Below are 24,671 nucleotides of genomic sequence, written 5' to 3' on the forward strand. Positions count from 1 at the left end.
TTGCTACCGCTGCTTACTGCACTGGCAACTCTTTGCGAGCACTCTTTTCCGCGACAAAGCGCCGCTTGACCGGGTCGAAACGGTAATGTCCGGCATCCCAGATGCTCTCCAACTCTTGCCATTCGAGATGAACCCCTTCCAATTCCTCAAAGGCCAGTGACGCTTCCAGCATCTCGGCGTCATCAATAGTATTGTCACCGTCAAGATCAGACCAATTGTAAGGGCCGACCGTCATCTCTGTCTCGCCGACGGAAGCAATCGCCTGGTTCTTTTCGTCGATATTTGTGATGATCTCACCACGAAAACGGGCAATCATTCCCATCGGGGAACGAGCATCTACACGAACCAGGTAAACGATCAACGAGCTTTTCTCCCCTTGTTTGACAATCCAGCGAGCGATGCCGTCTTGATTGTCGATACTTGAAGCCGGCGGTGAGGTCTCGATAACTTCCCAACCAGGAGGAAAGTGCTCTCGAATGATATAGCGCTTTGTGGCATCGTCGACATTCAGATGTAGGCGCACCGGGATGACCATCCCCGGAGCGGCATACCGGGGGAGGGTTCTAGAAATGGCGATATCGGGGGAATCATCGTGAAGGTTTGATGTCGGAGGTCGTAACCAAAGATAGAAAAGCAAACCGGCAACGAGGAGGAGTGCTACAATTCCGGGGAAAAGCAGGGCATGCAGGCTTGGAATGGTTCTTTCCGGCACAGCAGATACCACCGAGGCGAGATTATCGCCCTCCTCTATGCTCTCCAGTGCACAGACATCGTCTTTAACCAGAAGATGCGCCGGAGACTCCAGTGCTTCGGCAAGTTTGAAAAGATTTTCCCGTCGGACCGTCGGATAACGATTATTCTCCCAGCGCGAAATCGTATCGGTGGTGACCCCGACGACTTTTGCAACATAAAGCTGGGTCAGACGCTGCTCTTCGCGAATCCGGCGAACAGCAACACCATCGAGGCAGACTGTCGGGGGGAAGTTACGCATAAACAAAGTCTCCGATCTTCACTTGTAGAAGTCTAGCAAAACCACTTAAAGAGTGCAATCAATTCGCTTTATATCGACATTCAGAATGATAATAACCAGACATAGTGAGATATAACTATCTGAAAGGACATAAATGTCGATCGACATCAGTTGATATTTCTGCTGATGTCTGATGCAAAATCCCAACTTTCTGCTATATTTTTACCAACGGCGGACATTCCGCCAAAACTTCATCAACAGACAGGAGAAACACCATGAAAAACCTTGTTATTGCCGCCATGCTCGTTGTCTTCGCCAGCAGCGCCACCCTTGCCGCCGACACCGTCGTGCTCAAAGCAAAAAATGGCGATGTCACCTTCAACCACAAAGCTCATTCAGACAATCTGAAAGATTGCACGATCTGCCACGGCGCCGCCAAACCGGGGAAAATTGAACTCGATAAAGAAAAAGGTCATGCCCTTTGCAAAGATTGCCATACCAAGAGCGCCCAAGGCCCGACCAAATGTGGCGATTGCCACAAAAAAGGATAACTGTTTCCAGACTAATCTGAGAAAAAAAGGAGACCCTGTCAATGCGGGGTCTCCTTTTTCATCTTATGAACTTGACATTCTCTTCCATGGAGCTAGAATGATGACAAATTAACTTAGCAATATCTCTGGAGGCATCATGATTGAAGAGCGCTCTAACATTGTTACCTTTAAAGGAAACCCCGCGACCCTGCTAGGACCTGATATCAAGATTGGCGACCCGGCCCCGGAATTCCGTGTCGTTGACAACGCCTTGCAAGCGGTGACACTGGCAAGCAATCTCGGCAGAGTACAACTCATCACGGTTGTCCCTTCAATCGACACCCCGGTCTGCGATACCATGACCCGAAAGTTCAACGAAAAGGCAGCACAGCTGCCAGAGAGCGTTGTCATCCTTACTGTCAGTGTCGACCTCCCCTTTGCTCAGAAACGTTGGTGCGGTAATGCCGGCGTCGACAAAATCAAGACTGTTTCGGATTATCAGGATCGCTCCTTTGGCCTGAACTACGGGCTCCTACTCAAGGAACTTAAGCTCTTGGCCCGAGCTGTTTATGTCATCGACAAAGACGGGAAGGTGGCATATCGGGAGATTGTCAAAGAGGTAACCGCTGAACCTGATTACGACGCCGCACTCGCTGCTGCAATCAAGCTCGCCTGAGAACAAGACGAAATAAACGCAAAAAGGGACTGACCTTGATGGTCAGTCCCTTTTTGCGTTTACAGGTAGATTCTTATTATTCTGGACGCATCAAGCGTTGTTTCTTGCGAAGACGACGCTGTGCTTCCTTCTCCTTGCGCTTGCGTTTAACGCTCGGTTTTTCGTAAAATTTACGCTGTTTCATTTCACGAAAGAGCCCTTCCTGCTGAAGCTTACGCTTGAGCACACGAATGGCTTTCTCAACGTTATTATCAATAACTTGGATTTCCAAGAACAATCACCTCACTTCCCTGCGATTTGCAACCCTCATCGAATGAGAGCGAACGGAAAACTATCCTATATACCACAAAAAAGCAAGACGTAAATTCTTCGACGATACAATGAGATCACTTTGAAACCGGAGGAAGAGTTGCTGTGTAAAGGACAACTGCAAGACCGCCATTCACCAGGCGCGCACGGGGATGGACTTCCAGGCCGGTCGCCGCAGCAAGATGTTCGTCCGGAGAGATAAAAGCAATCGTCCAACCTGGAAAGGCGCACTTAAATCCATCTCCCAGGCTCCGGTAAAGCGCGTGGAGATCTTCTCCCTGCTCCAAGCGGATGCCATAAGGAGGATTACACAAAACCAGTCCTGGCCCGGAACGCACCGGTAAAGACTGAAGTTCGGAAAGGCAGAGATCGATCATCTCAGCGATCCCGGCCTGTTGTACGTTCTGCGCAGCAACGGACAAGACGCAATAATCACTATCGGATGCAAAAATTGGTGCTGCCGGGGCAATGATATTACGATCGGCATCAGCAGTCAGCGCCTGCCAAAGCCCAGGACGATATCCTGGCCAGTGCATAAAAGCAAAGGGGCGATGGCGGCCCGGGGCTCTATGCGTGGCTATCAACCCCCCTTCCACGGCGATGGTTCCGGAACCACACATGGGATCACATAAAGGAATCGAGCCGTCCCAGCCCAAAAGGAGCAAGGAGGCGGCGGCCAAAGTTTCGCGTAATGGTGCCGGCCCGGAGGCAGAACGGTAGCCACGTTTATGGAGAAGTTCTCCCGAACTGTCAAAGGAGATTGTACAACTGTCATCTTCGAAACGGATCAGAATCAACTGCTTGAAACCGGCACTGCCATCGCGTGGCGAGCTACCGCCAAGAGCACGAGCGATGACCGCACTTACTGTCTCGACAATCCGGCCGGTGTGAATAAGCCGCGACCGGTGGGCGGTTGCACGAACCTCGATCAGCGTATCCGGGCGTAAAAAACTCCCCCAAGGGAGACGTAAGGCTTTGTGAAAAAGTTCGGGGAAATCGGTCGCCCTGAAATTGCCAAGACGAACCAGAATCCGAGTAGCGGTACGCAGATGCAGGTTCGCGGCATAAAGCTCGCGGAGCCCGCCACTGAACGCCACCCCTCCGAGGGACAGACTGACACCCTTTAAGCCTAAGGCAACGGCCTCAGCGCTACAGACTTCTTCCAGGCCAGGCGCGGTAATAACAAAAAAATCTGATTCTTTTTTCTTCATGTTACCTCAAAAATTACAGCACGCAATGGAATAACGCGGCATTATAAAATCCTTTTGCCCGTATCTTTACATTCTGCTAGCATATCACCATTCTTTTCAAGAGATGATAATGAGCCCGAAGATATTGACAGCTGAAGAAGCTTAAGACTTATTTAGACCCTCCGAAGAAGAAATTCTCTCCCTATGCAACGATACAACAAATATTTTCAACCGGAGCAAAAAGTCCAGCTCCGCCTCATCAATCCCCTGATCGAATCGACGGAAATCCTCACCCTAACCTTTACCAACCAGGGTCCAGATTATTTTGAGCTCGTCTTTCCCTATAAAAACCACAAAGATGAAGAATTCCCATTGACTCCAGGGATGAGAATGGAACTCATGACCGAATCAATGGGCGTCGGTGTAAAAATGGCTGTTGATTTCATTGACTACGTGCGTGGCAGTGACATGATTCGCGTCAAAGGGGTTGGAGAACTCAAAGCGTTTCAAAGACGGACCCAACCCCGCATCGACATCGAGTGTGGAGTTCGCTTTACCCGTGGACAAGGGGCGCTCCGTTCCTTGCGTGAACATTGGCTGAAGAATATCGAAATCATCAACCGGATCGACCTGAAGGACTTGCCCCCCTTCACTTTAAGCCAATTAAACCTGAGTACCACCGGTTTTCGTCTGGCAATCAAGCCCCCGGTTGAGCGCGCCGATCTTTTTCTCGTTCTCGTCCAGCTAACCCCCAGGACGAAACCCCTGTGTCTCCTTTGCGAAACAGTCTGGACGGGGCCCGTTCGCGATAAAGAAGGAAAAATTCCTTGTGGAATGCACTTTATCGGCATGACCGACTCCGATCGCAACACCTTAGAAGCACAGATAAAACGCATCCTTTCCTCCTAAACCCCAGCTTGTTACATTCCAAGCACCTGATCAGGAAATGGACTGCTCAGGCTGTTGCTCAATTCAAAAGCATCCTTGAGTAGTGACTCAAAATCCTCACGCTCGAGGATCCTTCCGCCAAGGGAGAGGAGATGGGGGGTCGGTAACTGCATATCGATCATGACAAAATTACTATTAAAAAGCGTTTGGCACAGGAAATATAGAGCTATCTTAGAGGCATCGGTGCGGATATGAAACATCGATTCTCCAAAAAAAGAACGCCCGAGACTCACCCCGTAAAGTCCACCAACCAATTCCTGCCCTGCCCAAACTTCCACAGAGTGACAAAAACCGAGGGTAAAAAGTTCTTCGTAGGCGGCGACCATCTCTGTAGTAATCCAGGTCCCCGACATCCGGCGCTTGCCACTCGTGGCACAAGCGCGAATAACCGCGGCAAAGGACTGATCGACGCTGATGCGATATTGTCCGGTTCGCAAAGATTGACGCAGAGAGCGGGAGAGGTAAAACTCGCCGGGAAGGAGGACACAACGGGGCATCGGCGACCACCAAAGGATCGGTTCGCCGGCATTATACCAAGGGAAAATACCTTGAGAATAAGCAAGAATGAGTCGTTGCGGCGAGAGATCGCCACCGATCGCCAGAAGACCATTTTCTTCGGCCAGTCGCGGCGGCGGAAAAAGAATTTCAGTGCCGAGACGAAAGACCGGCACGGGATCAGTTAAAACTCAAGGTGAGCCGTTCATCATGTCCCGCAACATTCACCTGCCCGCCCTTTTGTGCCAACGGACCAAAGAGAATAGCAGCAGACAATGGATCACCGATTTCTACCTCGATTAAACGGGCCAGGGGGCGCGCTCCAAATGCCGGATCGTAACCGCGCCGGGCTAAAATCTTACGGGCTGCTAAATTCACATTCAGGCGGACATTCCGCTCGGTCAAGCGGGACTGCAGCTCCGCAAGAAATTTATCAACCACCTTCAACATCACCCCTTCGGTCAAGCGATCAAAAGAGATGATTGCAGTTAAGCGATTGCGGAATTCCGGTGAGAAGAGGCGTTCGACCTCCTGCTTCGGTCCCGAAGACAATAAATTGCCAAAACCGATCGGTGCGGCACTCATCTCCCGCGCTCCAGCGTTGCTGGTCATGATCAGAATAACATGGCGAAAATCTGCTTTACGCCCATTGTTGTCTGTGAGACTGCCGTGATCCATCACCTGCAACAGAATATTGAAAACGTCAGGATGAGCCTTCTCTATTTCATCAAGAAGGATGACTGCATAAGGATTGCGCACGACCGTATCGGTCAACAGCCCCCCTTGGTCAAAGCCGACGTATCCCGGAGGGGCACCGATCAAGCGGGAGACTGAATGCTTCTCCATATATTCACTCATGTCGAAACGGACAAAATCGACGCCGAGATTTTCCGCCAATTGTCTTGCAACTTCAGTCTTGCCGACGCCGGTTGGCCCGGTGAGAAGAAACGCACCTTGCGGACGATCAGGATGACCGAGGCCAGCTCGTGCTCGTAAAACACTCCGGCAGAGGGTGTTCACCGCCGCATCCTGACCAAAGATGGTGCGCTTGATGTCTCTGGCCAAAGTCTTGAGTCGACGGCGATCCTCTGTCGTGACGCTGCGCAGGGGTATGCGCGCAATCGCGGCAACAACCGCTTCAATATCCTTGATGTTAATCAGCTTGCGAGAGCGCGGTTGCGTACGGAAGGCGGCACCGGCTTCATCCAGGACATCAATGGCTTTATCCGGCAGAAAACGAAAATTGATATGCCGGGCTGAAAGTTCTACCGCGGCAACGATGGCCTCTTCTGAGTAAAGGACACCGTGAAAGGCGGCATAGCGGCTGCTTAGCCCCTTGAGAATAGCAATTGACTCTTCAATGGAGGGCTCAAGAATATCGATCTTCTGAAAACGGCGGGAAAGGGCGCGATCTTTGTCAAAAGAGTTTTTGTACTCTTCAAAAGTGGTTGAACCGATACAGCGGATTTCACCGGAAGCAAGGACGGGCTTAAGGATATTAGCGGCGTCCAGGGTCCCGCCAGAAGTAGCACCCGCACCGATGACCGTATGGATCTCGTCGATAAATAGAATCGCATTGGGGCGTTTACTGATGGCAACAATGACCGCCTTGAGCCGCTCTTCAAAATCGCCACGGAACTTGGTTCCAGCCAGGAGCGCCCCCATATCAAGACTGAAAATTTCGGCATCCGCCAGCAATTGCGGGATATCGCCCTGAACAATTCGCAGTGCCAATCCCTCAGCAAGTGCGGTCTTGCCAACGCCGGGATCCCCGACCAGTAAAGGATTATTTTTTCGGCGACGGCAAAGGGTCTGGATGGTGCGGCGTAATTCACTTTCTCGACCGATGATTGGATCAATCTTGCCAGTGCGTGCACGAGCAACAAGGTCAACAACAAAACCCGCGAGAGGATCTTTGGCCTTCCTCTTGCCTTCTTTCGTCTCTGTCGGGCGTTCTTCTACTGACGGCTGCCCGGTATTTTCCGATGATTCGTGTTGAGCCGCTCGCGAAACACCATGGCTGATGTAGTTGAGAACATCGACACGGGATATCCCTTGCTCCTCAAGAAAATGGGCTGCATAGCAATCGCGTTCATCAAGGATGGCAGCAAGAATATCGCCGACGCCCACTTCCTTGCGTCCGGAGGACTGCATATGGAGTACAGTTCGCTGCAAAACCCGCTGCAAGGCAACGGTCTGCTCCGGGACACCATCCGTAGCGACAGGGAGGGTCTCGATATGGCTGGAAAAGTACTCTTCCAGCAACTGTTTAAGGATGTCCGGATCACCACCGCAAGAGCGCAAAATCTCCAAACCACGATCTTCAAAAAGAAGAGCATAAAGGACGTGCTCCGTGGAGAGAAACTCATGCCGACGGCGCTGTGCCTCGCGGACAGCCAGAGAAAAAGTAATTTGAACATCAGCATTGAACATTTTTACCTCGAAAACATTGGCTTTAGAAATTGAAGTTACCGGCCAATCTCCACCATTTTCTGACCATTATTACTCGGGTTCGAGAGTACAGCGAAGTGGAAATCCAGCCTCTCGCGCCAGCTTATGGACCTTTTCAACTTTTGTCTCAGCAATTTCAAAGGGGTATAGACCGCACAAAGTTTGGCCGCAATGGTGAATCCGTAGCATCAAAGATATTGCTTCAACACTCTCTTTATGAAAAATCGACTGCAAAACATCAACAACAAAATCCATCGACGTATAATCGTCGTTATGCATAAAAACCTTAAACAACTTCGGCTTTTCTTTTCGGAGTTTTTTTAGGGTCGCATTTCCAATTAGCGGGGTTGCGATCGTCTTTGTCATTTTACCTCATATTACAATTTATCACATTCTTGTAAGTTGGACCAAGTATCCCCAAAAAACAAGAGAGCTGCCACAGGGACAGCTCTCTTGACATGGCAATGAACTTCAATTGAACAATTACTGGTTAACGTACTTGCACAACACTTGTTACCCCGGGAACCTGCTCTTTCAGAACACGTTCTACTCCCATCTTAAGCGTCATGGTCGACATGGGGCAGGAACCGCAAGCACCGGTCAGTTTGACGCTGACAACGCCATCTGCCGCCACATCAACTAATTCCACATTACCACCGTCTGCCTGAAGGGCGGGACGGACCAGATTAAGGGCTTTTTCTACTGCTTCACGCATCGTATACCTCCGTTTTCAGAATCACTCCGTATGAGTGAGTTCTTTGCATTATACTTCGATTTTTTTTATGATCGACTTAAAATTTCAATTCGACATAATTTTTTCCGAAAAAATATTAATAACCATGAACGGGCAGAGGCTGGTCACGCAAGGACCGGGCACAGAGAAGATTCTGTGGCCCAACATCTTTCCCTTGAACTAATACCTTGAAAACCTCCCCCATACCACCATCCGGCATGATAAGATTTTTTAAAGTCAAACGAAGAGCTTGCGCGCGATGCGGCTCTTTCTCTTGCGCCTGTGCTTGTAGCAGAGCATCGACAAATCCAAGTCCAAGTAAAAACCTACATTGATCACCATAAAAGAGTGGCGCCAAACCAGACTCTTCGCCCGCCTTGATCAAGGCAGAAAAATCGACGTGTGCGGTAAGATCCTGCTCTCCGATACGAATGTAGGGGTTTTCATTGCTTGTGTGCTGGTAGTAGCACATCAGTGTTCCGTTTGTGCGCCAGGGGGCATACAATTCACTGGCCAAATAGCCATAATCGATCGTTAGAACAAATCCGCGCTGTAGAATCCCGGCAACATTGCGTATCCATAATGGTGCAGCAAGATTGATTTCACCGCGATTACCTTCCGCAAGAGCCTCACCCACCCATTCAAAATAGTTGACGAGGTCCTCGGTAGACGGATCCTGCAAAACTTCGATTAAAGTTTCGTCTTCAACGGCAACGCAAACCTCAAGAAGCTTGCCATTACGCATTTCCACGAGATGCACAGGGAAGGCGTCAACCAGTTCGTTGGAAAGATAACAACCAATCATACCAACAAGATCATCTTGCTGACACCAACTTACACGACTTAGATGTTTCGTTAACAACTGCGATTGACAGAGACGATTTTCAGAACTGATCTCCACAATTCTGTAGTTTAACAGGTTGTAGAAATCAAGAAAATCTGCTTCAACCGCGTTGAGGATATCAAGACAGAGGTGCCCTGTCCCTGCTCCCTGTTCAGCAACAACAAACTCAGTGGGACAACCAAGAATCTCCCACATTTGGTGCAATTGTTTGGCAATCAATTGTCCAAAGAGTGCGTGAACACTACTAGAAGTATAGAAATCTCCATCGCGACCTATACGTTTACGGGAAGTCATGTAATAGCCGTATTCAGGGTGATAGAGACATTCCCTCATGAAATCTGAAAAAGGGAGGGGACCTTCCACTGTAATGCGCTCTAAAAGTACCCTCGCAAGGCGCGACTGGAAGAGTTGATCTGTGGGATGAACCATGGCAAACTCACAAGAGGGGATAATGAAAAGGCCATGAACAAGAATAATCTTGCTCATGGCCTTACTGTTTTCATCACATTGAAAATTATGCTTCTGCGATAGGACTTACCTGAGAAGTCATTTCCTCTTCTACCAGCGCAATGATCGACTGAGGAGCATTATCACCAAGGCGTGATCCGACTTTAATAATGCGTGTGTAACCGCCAGGACGATCCTTGTACCGTGGACCAATCTGTTCAAAAAGTTTTGCAACAACCTTTTGGTCGCGAATCACGTTAAGAACCTGACGACGGGCATGAAGATCACCACGTTTTCCCAAGGTAATCATCCGGTCAACAACTTTGCGCAACTCTTTAGCGCGAGCGTCTGTAGTAGTAATTTTTTCATGATCCAACAACGACGTAACCATGTTACGAAGCATTGCATTACGGTGAGGGGTATTACGGCCAAGCCGCTTACCGGATTTATTATGACGCATGGGAGTAGAGATCCTTTCTAATGTACAAGCGCAGCAGGGTTAAGCCTCTTCGCTCCCCTTCTGGATCATTTTCATGTATTCGGGATCAGGAAAGTTATCGACCTTCATCCCTAAAGTCAGTCCCATATCAGCCAAAATGTCCTTGATTTCATTCAACGACTTACGACCAAAATTCTGGGTCTTAAGCATCTCTGCTTCACTTCTTTGCACCAACTCGCCAATCATGTGAATATCGGCATTTTTAAGACAGTTAGCGCTGCGAACAGAGAGTTCGAGTTCATCAACACTACGATAAAGATTTTCGTTAATACGGCGACTCTCATCACCGGTGACCAACGTCGCAGGCTCGGAATCTTCATCAAAATTGATAAAAATCTGCAGTTGTTCCTTAAGAATTTTCGCTGCATAAGCGACTGCATCGTCAGGACGGACACTTCCGTCCGTAGTAACTTCAAGGGTTAACTTGTCATAGTCGGTAATTTGACCGACGCGTGCATTTGTTACGGAATAATCAATCTTCTTGATTGGTGAAAAGATGGCATCAATAGGAATAGTACTTACCGGCGCCCGCTCATCACGGTTACGGTCAGCAGGAACATATCCCTTACCAAGACCCACAACCATATCCATTTCTACATCAGCTTCTTTAGAACATGTTGCAATATGGTGCCCAGGGTTAAGAACCACAACATTAGCGTCACTAATTATATCGCCAGCAGTGATCGCCCCTGCACCTTTTTTTACAATACGAATCGAACGGCAATCATTGCCGTGAAGCTTGAGTCGCACCCCTTTAAGGTTAAGAATAATTTCTGTCACATCTTCTGTCACGCCGGGAATCGTCGAGAACTCATGAAGAACTCCCTTAACCCGAACAGACATAATGGCAGCACCCTGCAACGACGACAAGAGAACGCGCCGCAAAGAATTGCCTAAAGTTGTTCCGAAACCACGCTCAAACGGTTCAGCTGTAAACTTGCCGTACGTATCAGTCAAAGTATCTGTTTCAACCTGAAGACGCTTCGGCATAATCAGATCGCGCCAGTTATTGTGCATTCAACTCCTCCAATCTGCTAATCACGGCTAAAATCTGAAGTTTTACTTCGAGTAAAGCTCGACAATCAGATGTTCCTGGAAGGTCGGAGTCGTCATTTCTTCACGAACCGGTTGAGTCTTTACAATCCCTTTAAATGCTTTACGATCAAGTTCTACCCACGAAGGCAGCCCTCTGCGCATGACACCGTCCAGAGCTTCGTTGACCCGTACGACCTGCTGGCTCTTTTCACGAAGTGAAACTTCATCACCAACGCGAAGTTGATATGATGGGATGTTGACTCGACGATTATTGACAAGGAAATGTCCTTGGCGAACAAGCATGCGAGCCTCTGTCCGTGATGTCGCAAAACCCATGCGGTAAACAGTACTGTCCAGACGACTTTCAAGGAGCATCAACAGCGTTTCACCAGTGACGCCCTTCATCCGATCCGCTTTTGCGAAATAAGAACGAAACTGGCCTTCAAGGACACCGTAAGTGCGACGAACGCGCTGTTTTTCACGTAACTGTGTACCATAGTCAGACACCTTTGTTCGGCCCTGACCATGCTGTCCTGGAGCATAACTGCGACGCTCTAGCGCACATTTTTCTGTATAACATCTGTCCCCTTTAAGGAACAGTTTCATGCCTTCCCTTCTGCACAAACGGCAGACCGGTCCAGTATATCTAGCCAAGGTTTCCTCCTTAAGTCCTAAACTCTTCTACGCTTGGGAGGACGACAGCCATTATGGGGGATGGGTGTAACGTCCTTAATCATTGTAACGTTCAAGCCGGTTGCCTGAAGAGCTCGTAAAGCAGACTCACGCCCGGACCCTGGACCCTTGACATAAACTTCAACACTGCGAAGTCCATGCTCTTGAGCTTTCTTGGCTGCATCCTCTGCCGCCATTTGCGCTGCAAAAGGAGTGCTTTTACGAGAACCTTTAAATCCTTTTGTCCCGCAACTTGACCAGGAAAGAACATTACCCGATACGTCACTGATGGTAACAATCGTGTTATTGAATGTCGCTTGAATATGTACTACTCCGTTAGCTACATTCTTTTTTTCTTTGGTCTTTCTGACGACCTTCTTACTGGAAGCCTTAGCCATCTTTCCTCCGATTATTTCTTCTTGCCGGCGACTGTTTTACGCGGGCCTTTACGAGTACGCGCATTTGTCTTGGTTTTCTGTCCACGAACCGGCAAGCCACGACGATGACGAAGACCACGATAACACCCGAGATCCATGAGACGTTTGATGCTTGCTGTGACATCACGACGTAAATCGCCTTCTACTTTGAACTCACGGTCGATAACATCACGAATTTGACCGACTTCTGCCTCAGTCAAACTGTCAGTACGGGCATTCAAGTTAATCCCGGCCTTGCCAAGGATCTTCTGCGAAGTTGTCCGGCCAATACCATAAATATAGGTAAGCGCAACCTCTATCCGCTTGTTTCTGGGTATGTCAATACCAGCGATACGTGCCAATGTATGTTCCTCCTGTTATCCCTGTTTCTGCTTGTGCTTGGGATTTTCGCAAATGATCCGCACGATCCCTTTACGTTTAACAACCTTGCACTTTACGCAGATAGTCTTGACTGAAGCTCGAACTTTCATGTGTAGATTCCTTTTATATCTTATCGTGACGTTACATAAAACGAAGCCTTCAGGGCAACGTTAAAATAACCGGCCCATCAGCTGTGATTGCGACTGTGTGCTCAAAATGAGATGACGGTCGACCATCTGCTGTCACTGCTGTCCAGCCGTCTGCAAGAATCTTAACTTCTGCACAGCCGGCATTGACCATTGGCTCGATAGCCAACACCATTCCAGGCTTCAATCTAGCACCGTGACCAGGTTGTCCAAAGTTGGGAACTTGCGGCGCCTCATGGAGCTTTTGACCTATACCGTGTCCAACGAAATCACGAACGACTGAAAAACCTCTTGCTTCGACATAAGACTGAACTGCCCAGGAGATATCAGAGATCCGGTTACCAGGTTGCGTAGCAGCAATCGCCTGAGTTAGAGACTCCCTGGTAACCTCGTTCAAACACTTCTTTTCATCATCTATCAGACCAATGGGGATAGTAATAGCCGCATCGCCGAAATAACCGTGATATTGAACACCAAAATCTACGCTGAGGATATCACCGTCCAGCAAGGGGACATCATCAGCAAAACCATGTACAACTTTATGGTTCAGAGATGCACAAATTGTATATGGGAAACCACCATACCCTTTAAAGGCAGGACGTGCTTTTCGTTTGAGACATTCTTTTTCTGCAATAATATCAAGCTCACGAGAGGTAACGCCGATTCCAGCTTTTTCCTGCAATATCAGCAGGATTTCAGCAACGATACGCCCGGAATCTCGCATTTTCTGGATTTCACTTTTTGTTTTGAGCGAAATCACCGTAAAGCCGATAAGATAGTTACAATTTCCTCTTGAACAACCGAGATATCTTCCATGCCGTCGACACTAAAAAGCAAACCCTGCTCGCGGTAATATGCGATCAAGGGTGATGTCTGATCTCGATAAACCAACAAACGGTGACGAATCGTCTCTTCACGATCATCATCACGCTGATATAACTCAGCACCACAAGCATCGCAACAATTAGGCCGCTGAGAAGGACTGAACTTTATATGATAACCCAAACCACAAGAACGACAAGAACGCCGTCCCGTCAAACGCTCTACGAGGACTTCCTCATCAGCATTCAAGGAAATGACTGCCTGTAAAGGGTAATTCATCTGCAACAGTGTCTTCCCAAGCGCGTCTGCCTGAGCAACCGTGCGAGGAAAACCGTCTAAAATAAAACCCGAAGAGCAATCAGGCTGCTGAAGACGCTCACATACAATACCTACAACAACTTCATCGGGAACCAGCTCCCCCGAAGTCATAAAAACTTTAGCTCTACCCCCCATAGGCGTACCATCACGCACTGCGGCTCGGAGTATATCACCGGTGGAGATCTGGGGAATAGCAAATCGCTCGGTTATAGCCTTGGCTTGCGTCCCCTTTCCAGCACCAGGGGGTCCAAGTAGTATAATTCTCATGGCTATATATCCAAGCCTAATCCCGCCGGCCCTTTATTGATGCACCCTTCATGAATCCCTCATAGGAACGAGATATAAGGTGCGCCTCAATCTGGGCAGCAGTATCAAGACCGACGCCGACTACTATCAGCAATGACGTCCCACCAAAATAAAAGGGAACATTGAATTTACTAATTAAGATTGTCGGCAGAACACAAACTGCAGAGACATAGATAGCGCCAGCAAAAGTTAGACGTCCGAGTACTACATCCAAATAATCGGCGGTCTCTGTTCCTGGACGGATACCGGGGACATAACCACCTTGACGTTTCACATTTTCAGCGACATCGACCGGGTTAAACGTGACAGCCGTGTAGAAGTAGCAGAAAAAAATGATAAAAGCAACAAATAATACATTATAAAGCCAATTGCTTGGAGTCATCATCCCAGCTACACTACGAATCCAAGGGATATCGACTAAACTTGCAATAGTGGCTGGAAACATAATTATTGAACTAGCGAAAATCGGAGGGATTACTCCGGCCATGTTCAGCTTTAGAGGGAGGTGACTAGACTGCCCACCATACGTTTTCATCCCGACCACACGCTTAGCATGATGAATAGGAATCCGCCGCTGGGCGCGCTCCATAAAGACAATCGCCCAAATCACAAAAACCATTGCGGCGAGTATTAACAGCAACACCATTGGTCCCATCGCCCCGGTTTTAACCAGTCTCAAGGAATTCACTATTGCCGACGGTATAGTTGCGACAATGCCGGCAAAGATAATCAGAGATATACCATTACCAATACCACGTTCAGTAATCTGTTCGCCGATCCACATTATAAAAGCTGTTCCGGCAGTTAAGGTAATAATAGTCAGCAGAATAAAAGCTATACCGGGATGAGTAACCACCGGCTCACCGGCTGGTCCTCGCATGGTCTGAAGTCCAATTGCAATCCCTGCACCTTGGATTACAGAGAGAACGACCGTACCATAACGTGTCCAACGTGTGATGGTTTTTCGTCCTTGCTCCCCCTCTTTAGACAGACGTTGTACAGGCTCAAAGACAACCGTTAGCAGTTGTAAAATAATGGAAGCGCTGATATACGGCATGATTCCTAAAGCAAAGATTGTCATTCGCTCTAATGCACCACCCGTAAATGCACTCACCAAGCCAAGCAGAGTCCCCTCCGTCCCGGAAAAGAACTGAGCAAGGACCTGAGAATCGATACCTGGGGTAGGAATATGACATCCTATCCGGTAGACAGCCAGCATCCCTAATGTAAAGAAAATGCGCCGGCGCAGTTCGGGAATATTAAAGATATTCTGAATACTGGCTATCACGATTAAAGCACCTCGACTGTACCGCCGGCTTTTTCAATCTTATCTTGGGCAGACTTGCTGAATTTGTGAGCCTTGACCGTTAGAGCCTTGGTCAACTCACCATCACCAAGAATCTTGATTCCATCATGCAAGTCCTTGACGAGACCCGCGAGACCGTAATCATCCAAGTCGATGACACTACCAGCATCAAAAAGTTCAAGATCACGTAAATTAATCACAGCGTAAACGGTTTTTTCCAGGGGACGAAAACCCCTTTTAGGCAGGCGGCGCTGCAAAGGCATCTGTCCGCCTTCAAAGCCAGCCTTAATACTGCCACCGGAACGGGCTTTTTGCCCTTTGTGACCTTTACCGGATGTCTTGCCGAGACCGGAACCAGCGCCACGACCAATCCGTTTTCTAGTTTTAGTGGAACCTATCGCCGGTTTCAGGCAGCTCAGATCCATAACGACTCTCTTTCATCTATTCTTCGACAACAACCATATGGGCGACCTTGCGAATCATCCCGCGAATTTCCGGGGTATCCTGCAGGAATACACTTTGATGCATCCTAGTCAAGCCCAAGCCTTTAAGGACCTTGGTAAAATACGCGTTACGGGCAATACCGCTCTTCGTTTTGGTTACCTTTAATTGTCCAGCCATTTTACTCCCCCTGACCCGCAGCTTCAGGATTTTGTCCACCAAGACCGCGCATTGCCATAATCTGCTCAGCACTCTTGAGCTGACTGAGGGCGTTAACTGTAGCCTTGACGACATTGTGTGGATTATTCGAGCCGATACACTTAGATAGAATATCGCCAACGCCTGTCACTTCAAGGACGGCACGTGCAGCACCACCAGCTATGACCCCTGTACCAGCCGAAGCAGGCTTCAGTAGGACCTTACCAGCGCCGAATTTGCCGAGCACTTCAAAAGGAATTGATCTATCCTTTAAAGGGACTTTGATCAAATTCTTTTTCGCCTGCTCTACACCCTTACGGATGGCCTCAGGCACCTCTTTCGCTTTACCAAGGCCATAGCCGATAATCCCTTGTCCGTCGCCAACAACGACAAGAGCAGAGAAACTAAACCGGCGTCCACCTTTCACAACTTTAGCACAGCGGTTAATGTGTATGACCTTATCGGTCAGATTCAACTCATTGGGATCGATGCGATGCAAAACAATCCTCCTTCTAAAAAATCAACCCGGCTTCACGCGCCGCGTCCGCTAGCGCCTTCACACGGCCGTGATAGAGAAAACCATTCCGGTCAAAAACAACCTTGCTGATGTTTTTCTCAAGTGCTTTTTTGGCAATAGCCGTTCCGACCGCTTTGGCCGACTCGACATTCCCGGTGCAATCACACTCCGCGGCCACTTCTTTGTTGACCGTGGAGACAGCAGCCAGGGTACGCCCGGTAGTGTCCTCAATGATCTGTGCATAGATATGCTTGGCACTGCGAAAGACCGAGAGACGGGGGCGTTCAGGAGAACCCTGGACGACGCGCCGTACACGTATCTTTCTTTTCAGCCGAGCATTACGCCTTTCACATGCGACGTTCACTGTCATTCTCCTCGCACGAAATTTTAATTATTTCTTACCGGTTTTGCCGGCTTTGCGGATAATCCGCTCTTCTGCATATTTAATCCCTTTGCCCTTGTAAGGCTCAGGACTACGAAATGAACGTATTTTTGCGGCAACAGCTCCTACGAGCTCTTTATCAATCCCTTTAAGGGTGATCTTCGTCTGCTTTTCTACTTCAGCAGAAACACCATCCGGCAGAACGTAGTCAATCGGATGGGAAAATCCAAGAAGAAGGTTGAGGGTTGTACCTCTTACATCTGCACGATAACCGACGCCATTAATATCGAGTACTCTGGCGAAGCCTTTAGTTACACCTTCAACCATGTTAGCGATCAAAGTTCGTGTCAGACCGTGCAACGCCGCTGTATTATCAGACTGAGGATCCTGATCGACAATAACTCGATCAGCCTCAACTGTAATCAGAACACCGGCAGAAAGTTCACGGGTAAGAGTGCCACCTGGCCCCTGCACTTTCATGGTTGTCCCACTAAGCGAAACCTTGACACCGGCAGGGATAATTACGGGTTTTTTACCGATTCGTGACATAACTACATCTCTCCTTACCGTACTCTTACCAGATTGTGCAGAGCACTTCGCCGCCCACCTGAGCCTCACGGGCAGCCGTATCATCGAGAACGCCTCTTGAGGTTGAGATGATTGCGCAACCGAGACCACTCTTGACCTTAGGTATCTCATCCTTGCCGACGTATACACGACGCCCAGGGGTCGAAACTCGTTTGATCTCGTGAATGACGGGCAGATTCAGCTCATCAAATTTCAGGTAGATACGCAAGACCCCCTGCTTGTCATCGCTGACGGTCTTATAGTTTTTAATGTAGCCAAGGTTCTTAAGAACTTCAGCTATCGCCACCTTCAAATTAGATGAAGGGATATCTAATTTCTGGTGCCGGGCAAGACCCGCATTTCGAATGCGGGTTAACAGGTCGGCGATGGGATCGGTCATTGCCATGGGATAAAACTCTCCTTATTCCTTACCAGCTGGACTTGATCACGCCGGGTAATTTACCGACGGACGCCAACTTGCGCAGACAGATACGACACATGTCGAATTTGCGGTAGTAGGCGCGCGGCCGACCGCACAGCGGGCAGCGGTTGTAGTTCTGAACCGCAAATTTCTTGGGGCGTGCGGCCTTGATCATCATCGATTTCTTTGCCACGTTTTCCTCCGCTGTACTTACTTGCGAAACGGCATGCCCATCGCCGCCAACAGGGCACGGCCCTGTTCGTCAGTTCGAGCAGTCGTCACAATGGTAACATTCAGGCCCTTGACTTTGTCGACTTTATCGACCTCTATCTCGGGAAAAATCAACTGCTCCCTGACACCCAGGGTGTAGTTGCCGCGTCCGTCAAAAGCCTTCGAAGAGACACCTCGAAAGTCACGAACACGCGGAAGACTAATATTGATCAAACGATCAAGGAATTCATAAGCACGGTCACGCCGTAAGGTTACCATGCAACCGATAGGCATTCCTTCGCGCAACTTGAATGCTGCAATCGACTTCTTCGCTTTGGTGACGACCGCCTTTTGGCCAGTGATCTTGCCTAGCTCTTCGACTGCTGCCTCAAGAATTTTGATATTCTGTATGGCGTCACCGAGGCCCATATTGATGACGACCTTCTCGACACGAGGAACATCCATTTTATTCTTGAGCCCAAGCTCTGTAAGAAGCTTGGGTGCCAGTTCAGACTGGTAAATATCTTTCAGCCTTGCCATGGAATCATCCTCCGTTACTTGTCGAGAAGTTCGTTGCACTTCTTGCAAAAACGAGCCTTGGTTCCGTCGGTAAGAATACGCGCTCCGGTCCTTGTCGGTTTGTTGCAGGAACCACACACAATCATCACATTCGATGCATCCAGAGCGGCTTCCCGCTCAAAGATACCTCCATCCGTTTTTCCACGGGTAGGACGCTTGTGACGCTTGATCATATTAAGATTTTCAACGGTGAGTCGGCCTTTTGAAGGAAAAACCTGCAAAACCTTGCCTGACTTCCCCTTTTCTTTGCCAGCGATCACCATTACGGTATCACTCTTTTTTACATGCAGCCACTTTGCCGCCATTGTCTTATCTCCACATCAAAGAACTTCGGGAGCCAGGGACACGATCTTCATAAAACGCTTTGCACGGAGTTCGCGCGCCACAGGGCCGAAGATACGGGTTCCAATCGGATCGCCAGCAGCATTTACAACCACTGCCGAGTTATTATCGAATCTAATATGCGAGCCATCGGGACGACCAACTTCTTTGGCCGTTCTGACGATAACTGCACGCACGACATCGCCTTTTTTTACCTTCGATGCAGGAATCGATTCCTTTACCGAGCAGATAATAATGTCACCGATACCCGCATATTTACGCTTCGATCCGCCGAGCACCTTGATGCAGCAGAGCTTGCGCGCGCCGGAATTATCAGCTACATCCAGTGTCGTCTGCATCTGGATCATACTTCAGATCTCCTCTATACGCTGACGTACTTTTCAATAATCTCGCGGACTCGCCACCGCTTGTCACGCGAAAGCGGTCTGGTCTCCACGATCAGCACCTTATCGCCCACTTTAGACTCATTTAGTTCATCATGGGCTTTAATTTTAACGCGCCGTTTGATGTACTTTTTGTAAATCGGATGCGCAACCAACTGGTCAAGCTGCACAACGACAGTCTTTTCCATCTTGTCGCTGACCACGATTCCAATCCGGGTTTTTCTATTCCCGCGTTCGATTGCCATGTCCTAATATCCTCGCGAAGACAAATTTATCCCTGCTTTTCTTGCAGGATTGTGTTAACCCGGGCAATATCCCTGCGCACGTCATTAATACGTGACGAATTTTCCAGGTGACCGGTATGAAGTTGAAACTTGAGGGTAAAAAGCTCCTGGTTCAAATCGGACGCTTTCTTCTGCAAATCAGTTGCAGAAAGGTTACGGATTTCACTAGCCTTCATAACCTATCTCCTCACGAATCACAAACTTGGTTTTGATCGGCAGCTTGTGGGCGGCAAGTCGAAATGCTTCACGGGCAACAGATTCTTCAACCCCATGCATTTCATACAATATAACACCAGGACGTACAACCGCAGCCCAACTATCTAAAGAACCTTTACCGCTACCCATACGAGTTTCAGCAGGTTTGCTAGTTAAAGGCTTGTGCGGGAAGACGCGAATCCAGATTTTACCACCACGCTTGACATAGCGGGTCATAGCACGACGTGCTGCCTCGATCTGTCGGGCCGAAACCCATGCACAATCAAGAGACTGAAGACCGAAATCACCAAAATTCAGTTCAGTTCCGCCTGGCGCAGCACCACGCATACGCCCTTTAAATTGCTTTCTATGTTTAACCTTTTTCGGCATCAACATGACGCTTAAACTCCTTGCGAAAACTTATTGCTCGCGAGCGAGGATCTCACCTTTAAAGATAAGAACCTTGATTCCGATAATTCCGTAGGTCGTCTTCGCTTCGGCAAAACCGTAATCAATATCTGCACGCAGAGTATGAAGAGGGACACGACCTTCGCGGTACCATTCCGTACGAGCGATTTCCGCACCACCGAGACGTCCGCTGGAAGTAATCTTGATTCCTTGCGCACCGAATTTGAGTGCCTGCGTCACACTTTTTTTCATTGCCCGTCGGAAAGCTACTCGACGTTCAAGTTGAAGAGCTACGCTTTCAGCGACGAGTTGAGCATCAATTTCAGGCTTGCGCACTTCCTGAATGTTCAAGAAAATTTCTTTATCGGTCAGCTTCGAAAGCTCTTTTTTAAGAGATTCAACTTCCGAACCTTTCTTGCCGATGATGATTCCTGGACGCGCCGCAAAGATATTAACCTTCACTTTATTGGAAGCACGCTCAAGTTCAATCTTAGAAATACCGGCGTGAAACAAGCGCTTCTTCAAATACTCACGCAACTTGATGTCTTCATGCAGCAGCTTTGCGTAATCGGCTGTCGCGAACCATTTGGAATCCCAGGTTTTTATGACCCCGAGACGGAATCCTATTGGATTGACTTTGTGTCCCAAACCATCACCTCCTCTAAGTGGCTATTTATTTCTCCGCCAGGACCACGAGGATGTGGCTGGTCGGTTTACGAATCTTAGTCGCACGGCCTTGTGCTCTTGGGAGGAAACGCTTCAAAACTGGTCCCTGATCGACCATAATCTCTTTGATAAAGAGACGATCGAGATCCGAGACACCCTTCTGCTCAGCATTAGCAACTGCTGAAGTCACCAGCGTCGAGACAATAGCCGCGGCCTTTTGCGGGGAAAACTTTAGAATATTTATGGCCTCTTGAACGGCCTTACCGCGCACCATATCCACAACAAGACGGGTCTTTTGTGGCGACAGACGGGCATAACTCAGTTTGGCTTTGCTTTCCATGGGGCTTCAACTCCTCTGCGGATCTGCTATTTCTTTTTGAGCTTGCTCTTTTTGTCAGCGCCGTGACCATAGAAGGTGCGTGTCGGAGAGAATTCACCGAGTTTATGCCCGACCATATTTTCAGAAACAAAAACCGGCACAAATTTCTTGCCGTTATGAACAGCAAAAGTATAGCCGACAAACTCCGGCAGGATCGTAGAGCGGCGTGACCAGGTCTTGATGACTTTTTTCTGTACATTGTCATCGTTACCAGTGATCTTGCGCGACAAACATTCCTGAACGTAAGGGCCTTTTTTAATTGATCTTGCCACTGCCGTCTCCTCTATAAACGAAATTTAACTTTACTTAACTCTACGACGGACAATAAAGCGATCAGTCCGCTTATTGCCGCGAGTTTTATAGCCTTTAGTCGGTATACCCCAAGGAGTAACGGGATTACGTCCACCGGAGCTCTTACCCTCACCACCACCGTGCGGATGATCCACAGGGTTCATTGCTACGCCGCGGGACTGAGGACGAATTCCGAGCCAGCGGTTACGACCTGCTTTACCTATCTTGACATTTTCATGATCAAGATTGCCAACCTGACCGATAGTCGCACAGCAATCTTGCAGTACGAGCCGAACTTCTCCGGAAGGAAGGCGCAATTGAGCGTACTTTCCATCTTTAGCGGCGATCATTGCATAGGTGCCGGCGCTACGTGCAAGTTGACCACCTTTGCCGACTTTAAGCTCAACATTGTGGACCCAGGTACCTTGCGGAATCGTACGAATCGGCATAGCATTGCCTGGCTTTATGTCTGCACCTTCGCTAGCAATGACAACATCGCCTACTGACAGGCCGTGCGGAGCAATGATATAACGTTTCTCGCCATCAGCATAACAAAGGAGCGCGATGCGTGACGAACGATTCGGGTCGTACTCAATCGATACAACTTTTGCTGGAATTTCTTTCTTGTCACGACGGAAATCGATCAGACGATATCTCCGTTTATGACCGCCACCCATATGTCGACTGGTAATACGACCAGCATTATTACGACCTGTGCTGCGCTTCAGCGCAACAACCAAACTTTTCTCGGGAGTCGTTTTGGTTATTTCGTCAAAAGCTGCTGTAGTCATATGACGACGACCGGGAGAGGTCGGCTTGAATTTTTTTATCGCCATTCTCGTTACTCCGTCTTCGCTTTATACCGGTATCGTCTAGACGCCGAAGAAATCAATTTTGCTTCCCTCAGTGAGGGTCACATAAGCCTTCTTATAATTAGAACGCTTGCCAAAGTTACGTCCGAAACGTTTCTGCTTTCCGGCGATAACGACTGTATTTACCTTGTCGACCTTGACATCAAAAGCTTTTTCAACAGCTTGTTTGATCTCAATCTTATTCGCGTCACGATTCACTTCAAAGACAACTACACGGCCTTTTTCCTGTAAATCACTAGCTTTTTCGGTGATCAAAGGACGCTGTATAATTTGGTGGAGAGGTTTCATCAGACTAACGCTCCTTCCAGATGAGCAACAGCATCTTCAGTAAGAAGCAATGTCCGGTACTTCATAACATCATAGACATTGACTCCATCTGCGCGCAGCACCTTAACATGAGGGAGATTTTTGGCAGAGAGTTCGAGTTTCTGGTTCTCACCGGCAAAAACGACCAGCACATTTTCGTTAGCAAAACGACTCAAGAAATCAGAACAAGCCTTTGTACTGATTTTTTCGAGTTCAATTGCATTGAGAACGGCCAATTTATCCCCTTTAAATCGTGCAGAAAGAGCGCACCGCAATGCGGCCTTCTTCACCTTACGATTAAGCTTGAAGCTGTAATCACGAGGAGTAGGACCAAAAACTGTGCCGCCGCCCACATAGTGAGGAGCGCGGATACAGCCTTGACGTGCACCGCCTGTCCCCTTCTGCTTGAAGGGTTTGCGGCCACCGCCTCGGACTTCAGAACGTCCTTTAGTGTCAGCAGTTCCCTGACGACGCGCCGCTAATTGATAGCGAACCATATCGTGGATCAGGTAACCTTTTACATCGGTATTGAAGACATCATCAGCGAGTTCACGCTCACCGACTTGTTGTCTGTTTATGTCATAAACTGCAATTTTTGCCATGCTTCGTCTCCAAACCCCACAATAGGCCAGGGTGTCTATTTCTTCTTGACCTTGATCCCTTTGCTGATCGTTACCAAGCCATTCTTCGGACCTGGAATTGCCCCCTTGACAAGAATAAGATTCTTCTCAGGACGAATTTCAATAATCTGAAGATTTTGCGTCGTAACACGCACATTGCCCATTTGACCAGCCATCTTTTTCCCTTTAAAAACCCGGGAAGGCCAAGCACTGGCACCAATACCACCGGCATGGCGATGAAACATTGAGCCATGAGTAGCACGACCGCCAGAGAAGTTCCAGCGCTTGATTACACCCTGAAAGCCTTTACCTTTACTTGTTCCAGTGACGTCAATAACATCACCGGCAGCAAAGATTGACTCACAAGAAATCGTTGAACCGACTGTAATCTCATCGCTATTGTCAACGCGAAGTTCGCGCAGATACTGAAAGGCGCCTTGACCTGCTTTGCGGAAATGCCCCATTTCAGGTTTGTTGACGCGCTGATTCTTCTTCGCGCCAAAACCGACCTGAATCGCAGAATAACCATCGGTCTCTACGGTCTTTTTCTGCAAAACAACACATGGTCCGGCTTCTACAACCGTCACCGGAATACGGCGACCGTCCGTCATAAAGACCTGTGTCATTCCCAGTTTTTTACCCAGAATTCCTTTTATCATTGTGCTACCCTTAAGCGAATTGTCGCATTGGTCTCTAGAGTTTAATTTCGACATCAACCCCGGCCGACAGGTCGAGTTTCATCAGTGCATCGACTGTCTGCTGCGTTGGTTCCAAGATGTCTAGCAAACGCTTATGCGTGCGCATTTCAAATTGCTCACGACTGGTCTTATCTACATGCGGCCCACGTACGACGCAATATTTATTAATAATGGTCGGTAACGGAATTGGTCCCGCAACCCGAGCGCCTGTCCGCTTTGCCGTATCGACAATTTCGCTGACCGACAAGTCGAGCAACTTATGATCATATGCTTTTAATCTGATGCGTATTTTCTGACTCGACATGACTCTTGTCCTCAATTACTCGATAATTTCGGCAACGACACCCGCGCCGACAGTGCGACCACCTTCGCGAATGGCGAAGCGCAGTTCTTTGTCCATCGCAATCGGGGTGATCAG

42 protein-coding genes are annotated in these 24,671 nt (G+C 48.6%); 3 read left to right on the forward strand and 39 right to left on the reverse strand.

Features of this window, described 5'->3' with window-relative positions:
• Nucleotides 1-13 precede the first annotated feature (13 nt).
• On the reverse strand, nt 14-991 hold the full coding sequence (locus tag CVU69_12760; GenBank protein PKN11360.1) for a hypothetical protein: 978 nt from the start codon (nt 989-991) through the stop codon (nt 14-16).
• A gap of 254 nt (nt 992-1,245) precedes the next feature.
• Here CVU69_12760 and CVU69_12765 point away from each other — a divergent pair, with 254 nt between their 5' ends.
• On the forward strand, nt 1,246-1,521 hold the full coding sequence (locus tag CVU69_12765) for a cytochrome C (GenBank protein ID PKN11361.1): 276 nt from the start codon (nt 1,246-1,248) through the stop codon (nt 1,519-1,521).
• Nucleotides 1,522-1,660: 139 nt separating this feature from the next.
• The gene (locus CVU69_12770) at nt 1,661-2,176 is read left to right on the forward strand and encodes a thiol peroxidase (protein PKN11399.1); all 516 of its coding nucleotides are present in this window, start codon (nt 1,661-1,663) and stop codon (nt 2,174-2,176) included.
• 76 nt (nt 2,177-2,252) lie between these two features.
• On the opposite strand, the gene rpsU is transcribed toward CVU69_12770, so the two are convergent.
• Nucleotides 2,253-2,447: a 30S ribosomal protein S21 gene (gene rpsU / locus CVU69_12775; GenBank protein PKN11400.1), complete on the reverse strand. Its 195-nt coding sequence runs from the start codon at nt 2,445-2,447 to the stop codon at nt 2,253-2,255.
• Nucleotides 2,448-2,562: 115 nt separating this feature from the next.
• Nucleotides 2,563-3,696, reverse strand: coding sequence for a hypothetical protein (locus CVU69_12780; GenBank protein PKN11362.1), 1,134 nt, complete (start codon nt 3,694-3,696; stop codon nt 2,563-2,565).
• A gap of 183 nt (nt 3,697-3,879) precedes the next feature.
• On the opposite strand from CVU69_12780, the gene CVU69_12785 reads away from it, so the two are divergent.
• Nucleotides 3,880-4,584: a hypothetical protein gene (locus tag CVU69_12785; GenBank protein PKN11363.1), complete on the forward strand. Its 705-nt coding sequence runs from the start codon at nt 3,880-3,882 to the stop codon at nt 4,582-4,584.
• 11 nt (nt 4,585-4,595) lie between these two features.
• On the opposite strand, the gene CVU69_12790 is transcribed toward CVU69_12785, so the two are convergent.
• From CVU69_12790 to CVU69_12965, 36 genes are all read right to left on the reverse strand, one after another.
• Nucleotides 4,596-5,294 (reverse strand): leucyl/phenylalanyl-tRNA--protein transferase, encoded by a 699-nt coding sequence (locus CVU69_12790; GenBank protein PKN11364.1) that lies wholly within the window; start codon nt 5,292-5,294, stop codon nt 4,596-4,598.
• Nucleotides 5,295-5,298: 4 nt separating this feature from the next.
• Nucleotides 5,299-7,551, reverse strand: coding sequence for an ATP-dependent Clp protease ATP-binding subunit ClpA (clpA, locus tag CVU69_12795; GenBank protein ID PKN11365.1), 2,253 nt, complete (start codon nt 7,549-7,551; stop codon nt 5,299-5,301).
• Nucleotides 7,552-7,620: 69 nt separating this feature from the next.
• Entirely contained in the window at nt 7,621-7,935 is a 315-nt protein-coding gene (locus CVU69_12800; GenBank protein PKN11366.1) for an ATP-dependent Clp protease adaptor ClpS, read from the reverse strand.
• Between the two features lie 124 nt (nt 7,936-8,059).
• Nucleotides 8,060-8,284, reverse strand: a complete 225-nt coding sequence (locus CVU69_12805; protein PKN11367.1) for a hypothetical protein — start codon at nt 8,282-8,284, stop codon at nt 8,060-8,062.
• Between the two features lie 115 nt (nt 8,285-8,399).
• Nucleotides 8,400-9,575, reverse strand: a complete 1,176-nt coding sequence (locus CVU69_12810; GenBank protein PKN11401.1) for a hypothetical protein — start codon at nt 9,573-9,575, stop codon at nt 8,400-8,402.
• 85 nt (nt 9,576-9,660) lie between these two features.
• Nucleotides 9,661-10,053, reverse strand: coding sequence for a 50S ribosomal protein L17 (locus tag CVU69_12815; protein ID PKN11368.1), 393 nt, complete (start codon nt 10,051-10,053; stop codon nt 9,661-9,663).
• Between the two features lie 39 nt (nt 10,054-10,092).
• The gene (locus CVU69_12820; GenBank protein PKN11369.1) at nt 10,093-11,109 is read right to left on the reverse strand and encodes a DNA-directed RNA polymerase subunit alpha; all 1,017 of its coding nucleotides are present in this window, start codon (nt 11,107-11,109) and stop codon (nt 10,093-10,095) included.
• A 42-nt stretch (nt 11,110-11,151) separates the two neighbouring features.
• A complete protein-coding gene (locus CVU69_12825; GenBank protein PKN11370.1) occupies nt 11,152-11,781 on the reverse strand; it encodes a 30S ribosomal protein S4 in 630 nt (209 codons plus the stop codon).
• Nucleotides 11,782-11,798: 17 nt separating this feature from the next.
• On the reverse strand, nt 11,799-12,197 hold the full coding sequence (locus CVU69_12830; protein ID PKN11371.1) for a 30S ribosomal protein S11: 399 nt from the start codon (nt 12,195-12,197) through the stop codon (nt 11,799-11,801).
• Between the two features lie 11 nt (nt 12,198-12,208).
• Nucleotides 12,209-12,577 carry a 30S ribosomal protein S13 gene (locus tag CVU69_12835; protein ID PKN11372.1) on the reverse strand — a complete coding sequence of 123 codons (369 nt, stop codon included), beginning with the start codon at nt 12,575-12,577 and terminating at the stop codon, nt 12,209-12,211.
• A 15-nt stretch (nt 12,578-12,592) separates the two neighbouring features.
• Nucleotides 12,593-12,706 (reverse strand): 50S ribosomal protein L36, encoded by a 114-nt coding sequence (locus CVU69_12840; GenBank protein ID PKN11373.1) that lies wholly within the window; start codon nt 12,704-12,706, stop codon nt 12,593-12,595.
• Nucleotides 12,707-12,755: 49 nt separating this feature from the next.
• The gene (gene map, locus CVU69_12845) at nt 12,756-13,502 is read right to left on the reverse strand and encodes a type I methionyl aminopeptidase (protein PKN11374.1); all 747 of its coding nucleotides are present in this window, start codon (nt 13,500-13,502) and stop codon (nt 12,756-12,758) included.
• The gene (locus CVU69_12850; protein PKN11375.1) at nt 13,499-14,149 is read right to left on the reverse strand and encodes an adenylate kinase; all 651 of its coding nucleotides are present in this window, start codon (nt 14,147-14,149) and stop codon (nt 13,499-13,501) included. The genes map and CVU69_12850 overlap by 4 nt, the downstream gene beginning before the upstream one ends.
• A gap of 16 nt (nt 14,150-14,165) precedes the next feature.
• Nucleotides 14,166-15,476 carry a preprotein translocase subunit SecY gene (locus tag CVU69_12855; GenBank protein ID PKN11376.1) on the reverse strand — a complete coding sequence of 437 codons (1,311 nt, stop codon included), beginning with the start codon at nt 15,474-15,476 and terminating at the stop codon, nt 14,166-14,168.
• 2 nt (nt 15,477-15,478) lie between these two features.
• Nucleotides 15,479-15,919, reverse strand: a complete 441-nt coding sequence (locus CVU69_12860; protein ID PKN11377.1) for a 50S ribosomal protein L15 — start codon at nt 15,917-15,919, stop codon at nt 15,479-15,481.
• Between the two features lie 16 nt (nt 15,920-15,935).
• Nucleotides 15,936-16,115 (reverse strand): 50S ribosomal protein L30, encoded by a 180-nt coding sequence (locus tag CVU69_12865; protein PKN11378.1) that lies wholly within the window; start codon nt 16,113-16,115, stop codon nt 15,936-15,938.
• A gap of 1 nt (nt 16,116) precedes the next feature.
• Nucleotides 16,117-16,632: a 30S ribosomal protein S5 gene (locus tag CVU69_12870; protein ID PKN11379.1), complete on the reverse strand. Its 516-nt coding sequence runs from the start codon at nt 16,630-16,632 to the stop codon at nt 16,117-16,119.
• A gap of 13 nt (nt 16,633-16,645) precedes the next feature.
• Nucleotides 16,646-17,014 (reverse strand): 50S ribosomal protein L18, encoded by a 369-nt coding sequence (locus CVU69_12875; protein PKN11380.1) that lies wholly within the window; start codon nt 17,012-17,014, stop codon nt 16,646-16,648.
• Between the two features lie 27 nt (nt 17,015-17,041).
• On the reverse strand, nt 17,042-17,581 hold the full coding sequence (locus CVU69_12880; GenBank protein ID PKN11381.1) for a 50S ribosomal protein L6: 540 nt from the start codon (nt 17,579-17,581) through the stop codon (nt 17,042-17,044).
• 25 nt (nt 17,582-17,606) lie between these two features.
• A complete protein-coding gene (locus tag CVU69_12885; protein ID PKN11382.1) occupies nt 17,607-18,005 on the reverse strand; it encodes a 30S ribosomal protein S8 in 399 nt (132 codons plus the stop codon).
• A gap of 22 nt (nt 18,006-18,027) precedes the next feature.
• Entirely contained in the window at nt 18,028-18,213 is a 186-nt protein-coding gene (locus CVU69_12890; protein ID PKN11383.1) for a type Z 30S ribosomal protein S14, read from the reverse strand.
• Nucleotides 18,214-18,230: 17 nt separating this feature from the next.
• Nucleotides 18,231-18,770 (reverse strand): 50S ribosomal protein L5, encoded by a 540-nt coding sequence (locus CVU69_12895; GenBank protein PKN11384.1) that lies wholly within the window; start codon nt 18,768-18,770, stop codon nt 18,231-18,233.
• A gap of 14 nt (nt 18,771-18,784) precedes the next feature.
• Nucleotides 18,785-19,114 carry a 50S ribosomal protein L24 gene (locus CVU69_12900; GenBank protein ID PKN11385.1) on the reverse strand — a complete coding sequence of 110 codons (330 nt, stop codon included), beginning with the start codon at nt 19,112-19,114 and terminating at the stop codon, nt 18,785-18,787.
• A gap of 15 nt (nt 19,115-19,129) precedes the next feature.
• The gene (locus tag CVU69_12905; GenBank protein ID PKN11386.1) at nt 19,130-19,498 is read right to left on the reverse strand and encodes a 50S ribosomal protein L14; all 369 of its coding nucleotides are present in this window, start codon (nt 19,496-19,498) and stop codon (nt 19,130-19,132) included.
• 14 nt (nt 19,499-19,512) lie between these two features.
• On the reverse strand, nt 19,513-19,779 hold the full coding sequence (locus CVU69_12910) for a 30S ribosomal protein S17 (protein PKN11387.1): 267 nt from the start codon (nt 19,777-19,779) through the stop codon (nt 19,513-19,515).
• A 26-nt stretch (nt 19,780-19,805) separates the two neighbouring features.
• Nucleotides 19,806-19,994 carry a 50S ribosomal protein L29 gene (locus tag CVU69_12915; GenBank protein PKN11388.1) on the reverse strand — a complete coding sequence of 63 codons (189 nt, stop codon included), beginning with the start codon at nt 19,992-19,994 and terminating at the stop codon, nt 19,806-19,808.
• Entirely contained in the window at nt 19,984-20,409 is a 426-nt protein-coding gene (locus CVU69_12920; protein ID PKN11389.1) for a 50S ribosomal protein L16, read from the reverse strand. Before CVU69_12920 ends, CVU69_12915 begins: the two co-directional genes overlap by 11 nt.
• Before the next feature lie 24 nt (nt 20,410-20,433).
• A complete protein-coding gene (locus tag CVU69_12925) occupies nt 20,434-21,069 on the reverse strand; it encodes a 30S ribosomal protein S3 (protein PKN11390.1) in 636 nt (211 codons plus the stop codon).
• A gap of 25 nt (nt 21,070-21,094) precedes the next feature.
• The gene (locus CVU69_12930; protein PKN11391.1) at nt 21,095-21,427 is read right to left on the reverse strand and encodes a 50S ribosomal protein L22; all 333 of its coding nucleotides are present in this window, start codon (nt 21,425-21,427) and stop codon (nt 21,095-21,097) included.
• A 26-nt stretch (nt 21,428-21,453) separates the two neighbouring features.
• Nucleotides 21,454-21,738: a 30S ribosomal protein S19 gene (locus CVU69_12935; protein ID PKN11392.1), complete on the reverse strand. Its 285-nt coding sequence runs from the start codon at nt 21,736-21,738 to the stop codon at nt 21,454-21,456.
• A 30-nt stretch (nt 21,739-21,768) separates the two neighbouring features.
• On the reverse strand, nt 21,769-22,593 hold the full coding sequence (locus tag CVU69_12940) for a 50S ribosomal protein L2 (protein ID PKN11393.1): 825 nt from the start codon (nt 22,591-22,593) through the stop codon (nt 21,769-21,771).
• 36 nt (nt 22,594-22,629) lie between these two features.
• Complete coding sequence (locus CVU69_12945) at nt 22,630-22,917, reverse strand: 50S ribosomal protein L23 (GenBank protein PKN11394.1); 288 nt, start codon at nt 22,915-22,917, stop codon at nt 22,630-22,632.
• Nucleotides 22,917-23,537, reverse strand: a complete 621-nt coding sequence (locus CVU69_12950; GenBank protein ID PKN11395.1) for a 50S ribosomal protein L4 — start codon at nt 23,535-23,537, stop codon at nt 22,917-22,919. Before CVU69_12950 ends, CVU69_12945 begins: the two co-directional genes overlap by 1 nt.
• A 35-nt stretch (nt 23,538-23,572) precedes the next feature.
• Nucleotides 23,573-24,214, reverse strand: coding sequence for a 50S ribosomal protein L3 (locus CVU69_12955; GenBank protein ID PKN11396.1), 642 nt, complete (start codon nt 24,212-24,214; stop codon nt 23,573-23,575).
• Nucleotides 24,215-24,248: 34 nt separating this feature from the next.
• Nucleotides 24,249-24,557, reverse strand: coding sequence for a 30S ribosomal protein S10 (locus tag CVU69_12960; protein PKN11397.1), 309 nt, complete (start codon nt 24,555-24,557; stop codon nt 24,249-24,251).
• Between the two features lie 15 nt (nt 24,558-24,572).
• Nucleotides 24,573-24,671, reverse strand: a 99-nt coding sequence (locus tag CVU69_12965; GenBank protein ID PKN11398.1) for a hypothetical protein, incomplete at its 5' end; no start/stop codon positions are given.

The organism is Deltaproteobacteria bacterium HGW-Deltaproteobacteria-4 (genome assembly GCA_002841765.1).
Classification (GTDB): domain Bacteria; phylum Desulfobacterota; class Desulfuromonadia; order Desulfuromonadales; family UBA2197; genus UBA2197.

Bases quoted from the DNA above. Each gene is read 5' to 3' on its own strand.
- CVU69_12760 (PKN11360.1), bottom strand. From the start codon at position 991: ATGCGTAACTTCCCCCCGACAGTCTGCCTCGATGGTGTTGCTGTTCGC.
- CVU69_12765 (PKN11361.1), top strand. From the start codon at position 1,246: ATGAAAAACCTTGTTATTGCCGCCATGCTCGTTGTCTTCGCCAGCAGC.
- CVU69_12780 (PKN11362.1), bottom strand. From the start codon at position 3,696: ATGAAGAAAAAAGAATCAGATTTTTTTGTTATTACCGCGCCTGGCCTG.
- CVU69_12785 (PKN11363.1), top strand. From the start codon at position 3,880: ATGCAACGATACAACAAATATTTTCAACCGGAGCAAAAAGTCCAGCTC.
- clpA (PKN11365.1), bottom strand. From the start codon at position 7,551: ATGTTCAATGCTGATGTTCAAATTACTTTTTCTCTGGCTGTCCGCGAG.
- CVU69_12800 (PKN11366.1), bottom strand. From the start codon at position 7,935: ATGACAAAGACGATCGCAACCCCGCTAATTGGAAATGCGACCCTAAAA.
- CVU69_12805 (PKN11367.1), bottom strand. From the start codon at position 8,284: ATGCGTGAAGCAGTAGAAAAAGCCCTTAATCTGGTCCGTCCCGCCCTT.
- CVU69_12810 (PKN11401.1), bottom strand. From the start codon at position 9,575: ATGGTTCATCCCACAGATCAACTCTTCCAGTCGCGCCTTGCGAGGGTA.
- CVU69_12815 (PKN11368.1), bottom strand. From the start codon at position 10,053: ATGCGTCATAATAAATCCGGTAAGCGGCTTGGCCGTAATACCCCTCAC.
- CVU69_12820 (PKN11369.1), bottom strand. From the start codon at position 11,109: ATGCACAATAACTGGCGCGATCTGATTATGCCGAAGCGTCTTCAGGTT.
- CVU69_12830 (PKN11371.1), bottom strand. From the start codon at position 12,197: ATGGCTAAGGCTTCCAGTAAGAAGGTCGTCAGAAAGACCAAAGAAAAA.
- CVU69_12840 (PKN11373.1), bottom strand. From the start codon at position 12,706: ATGAAAGTTCGAGCTTCAGTCAAGACTATCTGCGTAAAGTGCAAGGTT.
- CVU69_12850 (PKN11375.1), bottom strand. From the start codon at position 14,149: ATGAGAATTATACTACTTGGACCCCCTGGTGCTGGAAAGGGGACGCAA.
- CVU69_12860 (PKN11377.1), bottom strand. From the start codon at position 15,919: ATGGATCTGAGCTGCCTGAAACCGGCGATAGGTTCCACTAAAACTAGA.
- CVU69_12865 (PKN11378.1), bottom strand. From the start codon at position 16,115: ATGGCTGGACAATTAAAGGTAACCAAAACGAAGAGCGGTATTGCCCGT.
- CVU69_12880 (PKN11381.1), bottom strand. From the start codon at position 17,581: ATGTCACGAATCGGTAAAAAACCCGTAATTATCCCTGCCGGTGTCAAG.
- CVU69_12885 (PKN11382.1), bottom strand. From the start codon at position 18,005: ATGGCAATGACCGATCCCATCGCCGACCTGTTAACCCGCATTCGAAAT.
- CVU69_12895 (PKN11384.1), bottom strand. From the start codon at position 18,770: ATGGCAAGGCTGAAAGATATTTACCAGTCTGAACTGGCACCCAAGCTT.
- CVU69_12900 (PKN11385.1), bottom strand. From the start codon at position 19,114: ATGGCGGCAAAGTGGCTGCATGTAAAAAAGAGTGATACCGTAATGGTG.
- CVU69_12905 (PKN11386.1), bottom strand. From the start codon at position 19,498: ATGATCCAGATGCAGACGACACTGGATGTAGCTGATAATTCCGGCGCG.
- CVU69_12910 (PKN11387.1), bottom strand. From the start codon at position 19,779: ATGGCAATCGAACGCGGGAATAGAAAAACCCGGATTGGAATCGTGGTC.
- CVU69_12915 (PKN11388.1), bottom strand. From the start codon at position 19,994: ATGAAGGCTAGTGAAATCCGTAACCTTTCTGCAACTGATTTGCAGAAG.
- CVU69_12920 (PKN11389.1), bottom strand. From the start codon at position 20,409: ATGTTGATGCCGAAAAAGGTTAAACATAGAAAGCAATTTAAAGGGCGT.
- CVU69_12930 (PKN11391.1), bottom strand. From the start codon at position 21,427: ATGGAAAGCAAAGCCAAACTGAGTTATGCCCGTCTGTCGCCACAAAAG.
- CVU69_12940 (PKN11393.1), bottom strand. From the start codon at position 22,593: ATGGCGATAAAAAAATTCAAGCCGACCTCTCCCGGTCGTCGTCATATG.
- CVU69_12945 (PKN11394.1), bottom strand. From the start codon at position 22,917: ATGAAACCTCTCCACCAAATTATACAGCGTCCTTTGATCACCGAAAAA.
- CVU69_12950 (PKN11395.1), bottom strand. From the start codon at position 23,537: ATGGCAAAAATTGCAGTTTATGACATAAACAGACAACAAGTCGGTGAG.
- CVU69_12955 (PKN11396.1), bottom strand. From the start codon at position 24,214: ATGATAAAAGGAATTCTGGGTAAAAAACTGGGAATGACACAGGTCTTT.
- CVU69_12960 (PKN11397.1), bottom strand. From the start codon at position 24,557: ATGTCGAGTCAGAAAATACGCATCAGATTAAAAGCATATGATCATAAG.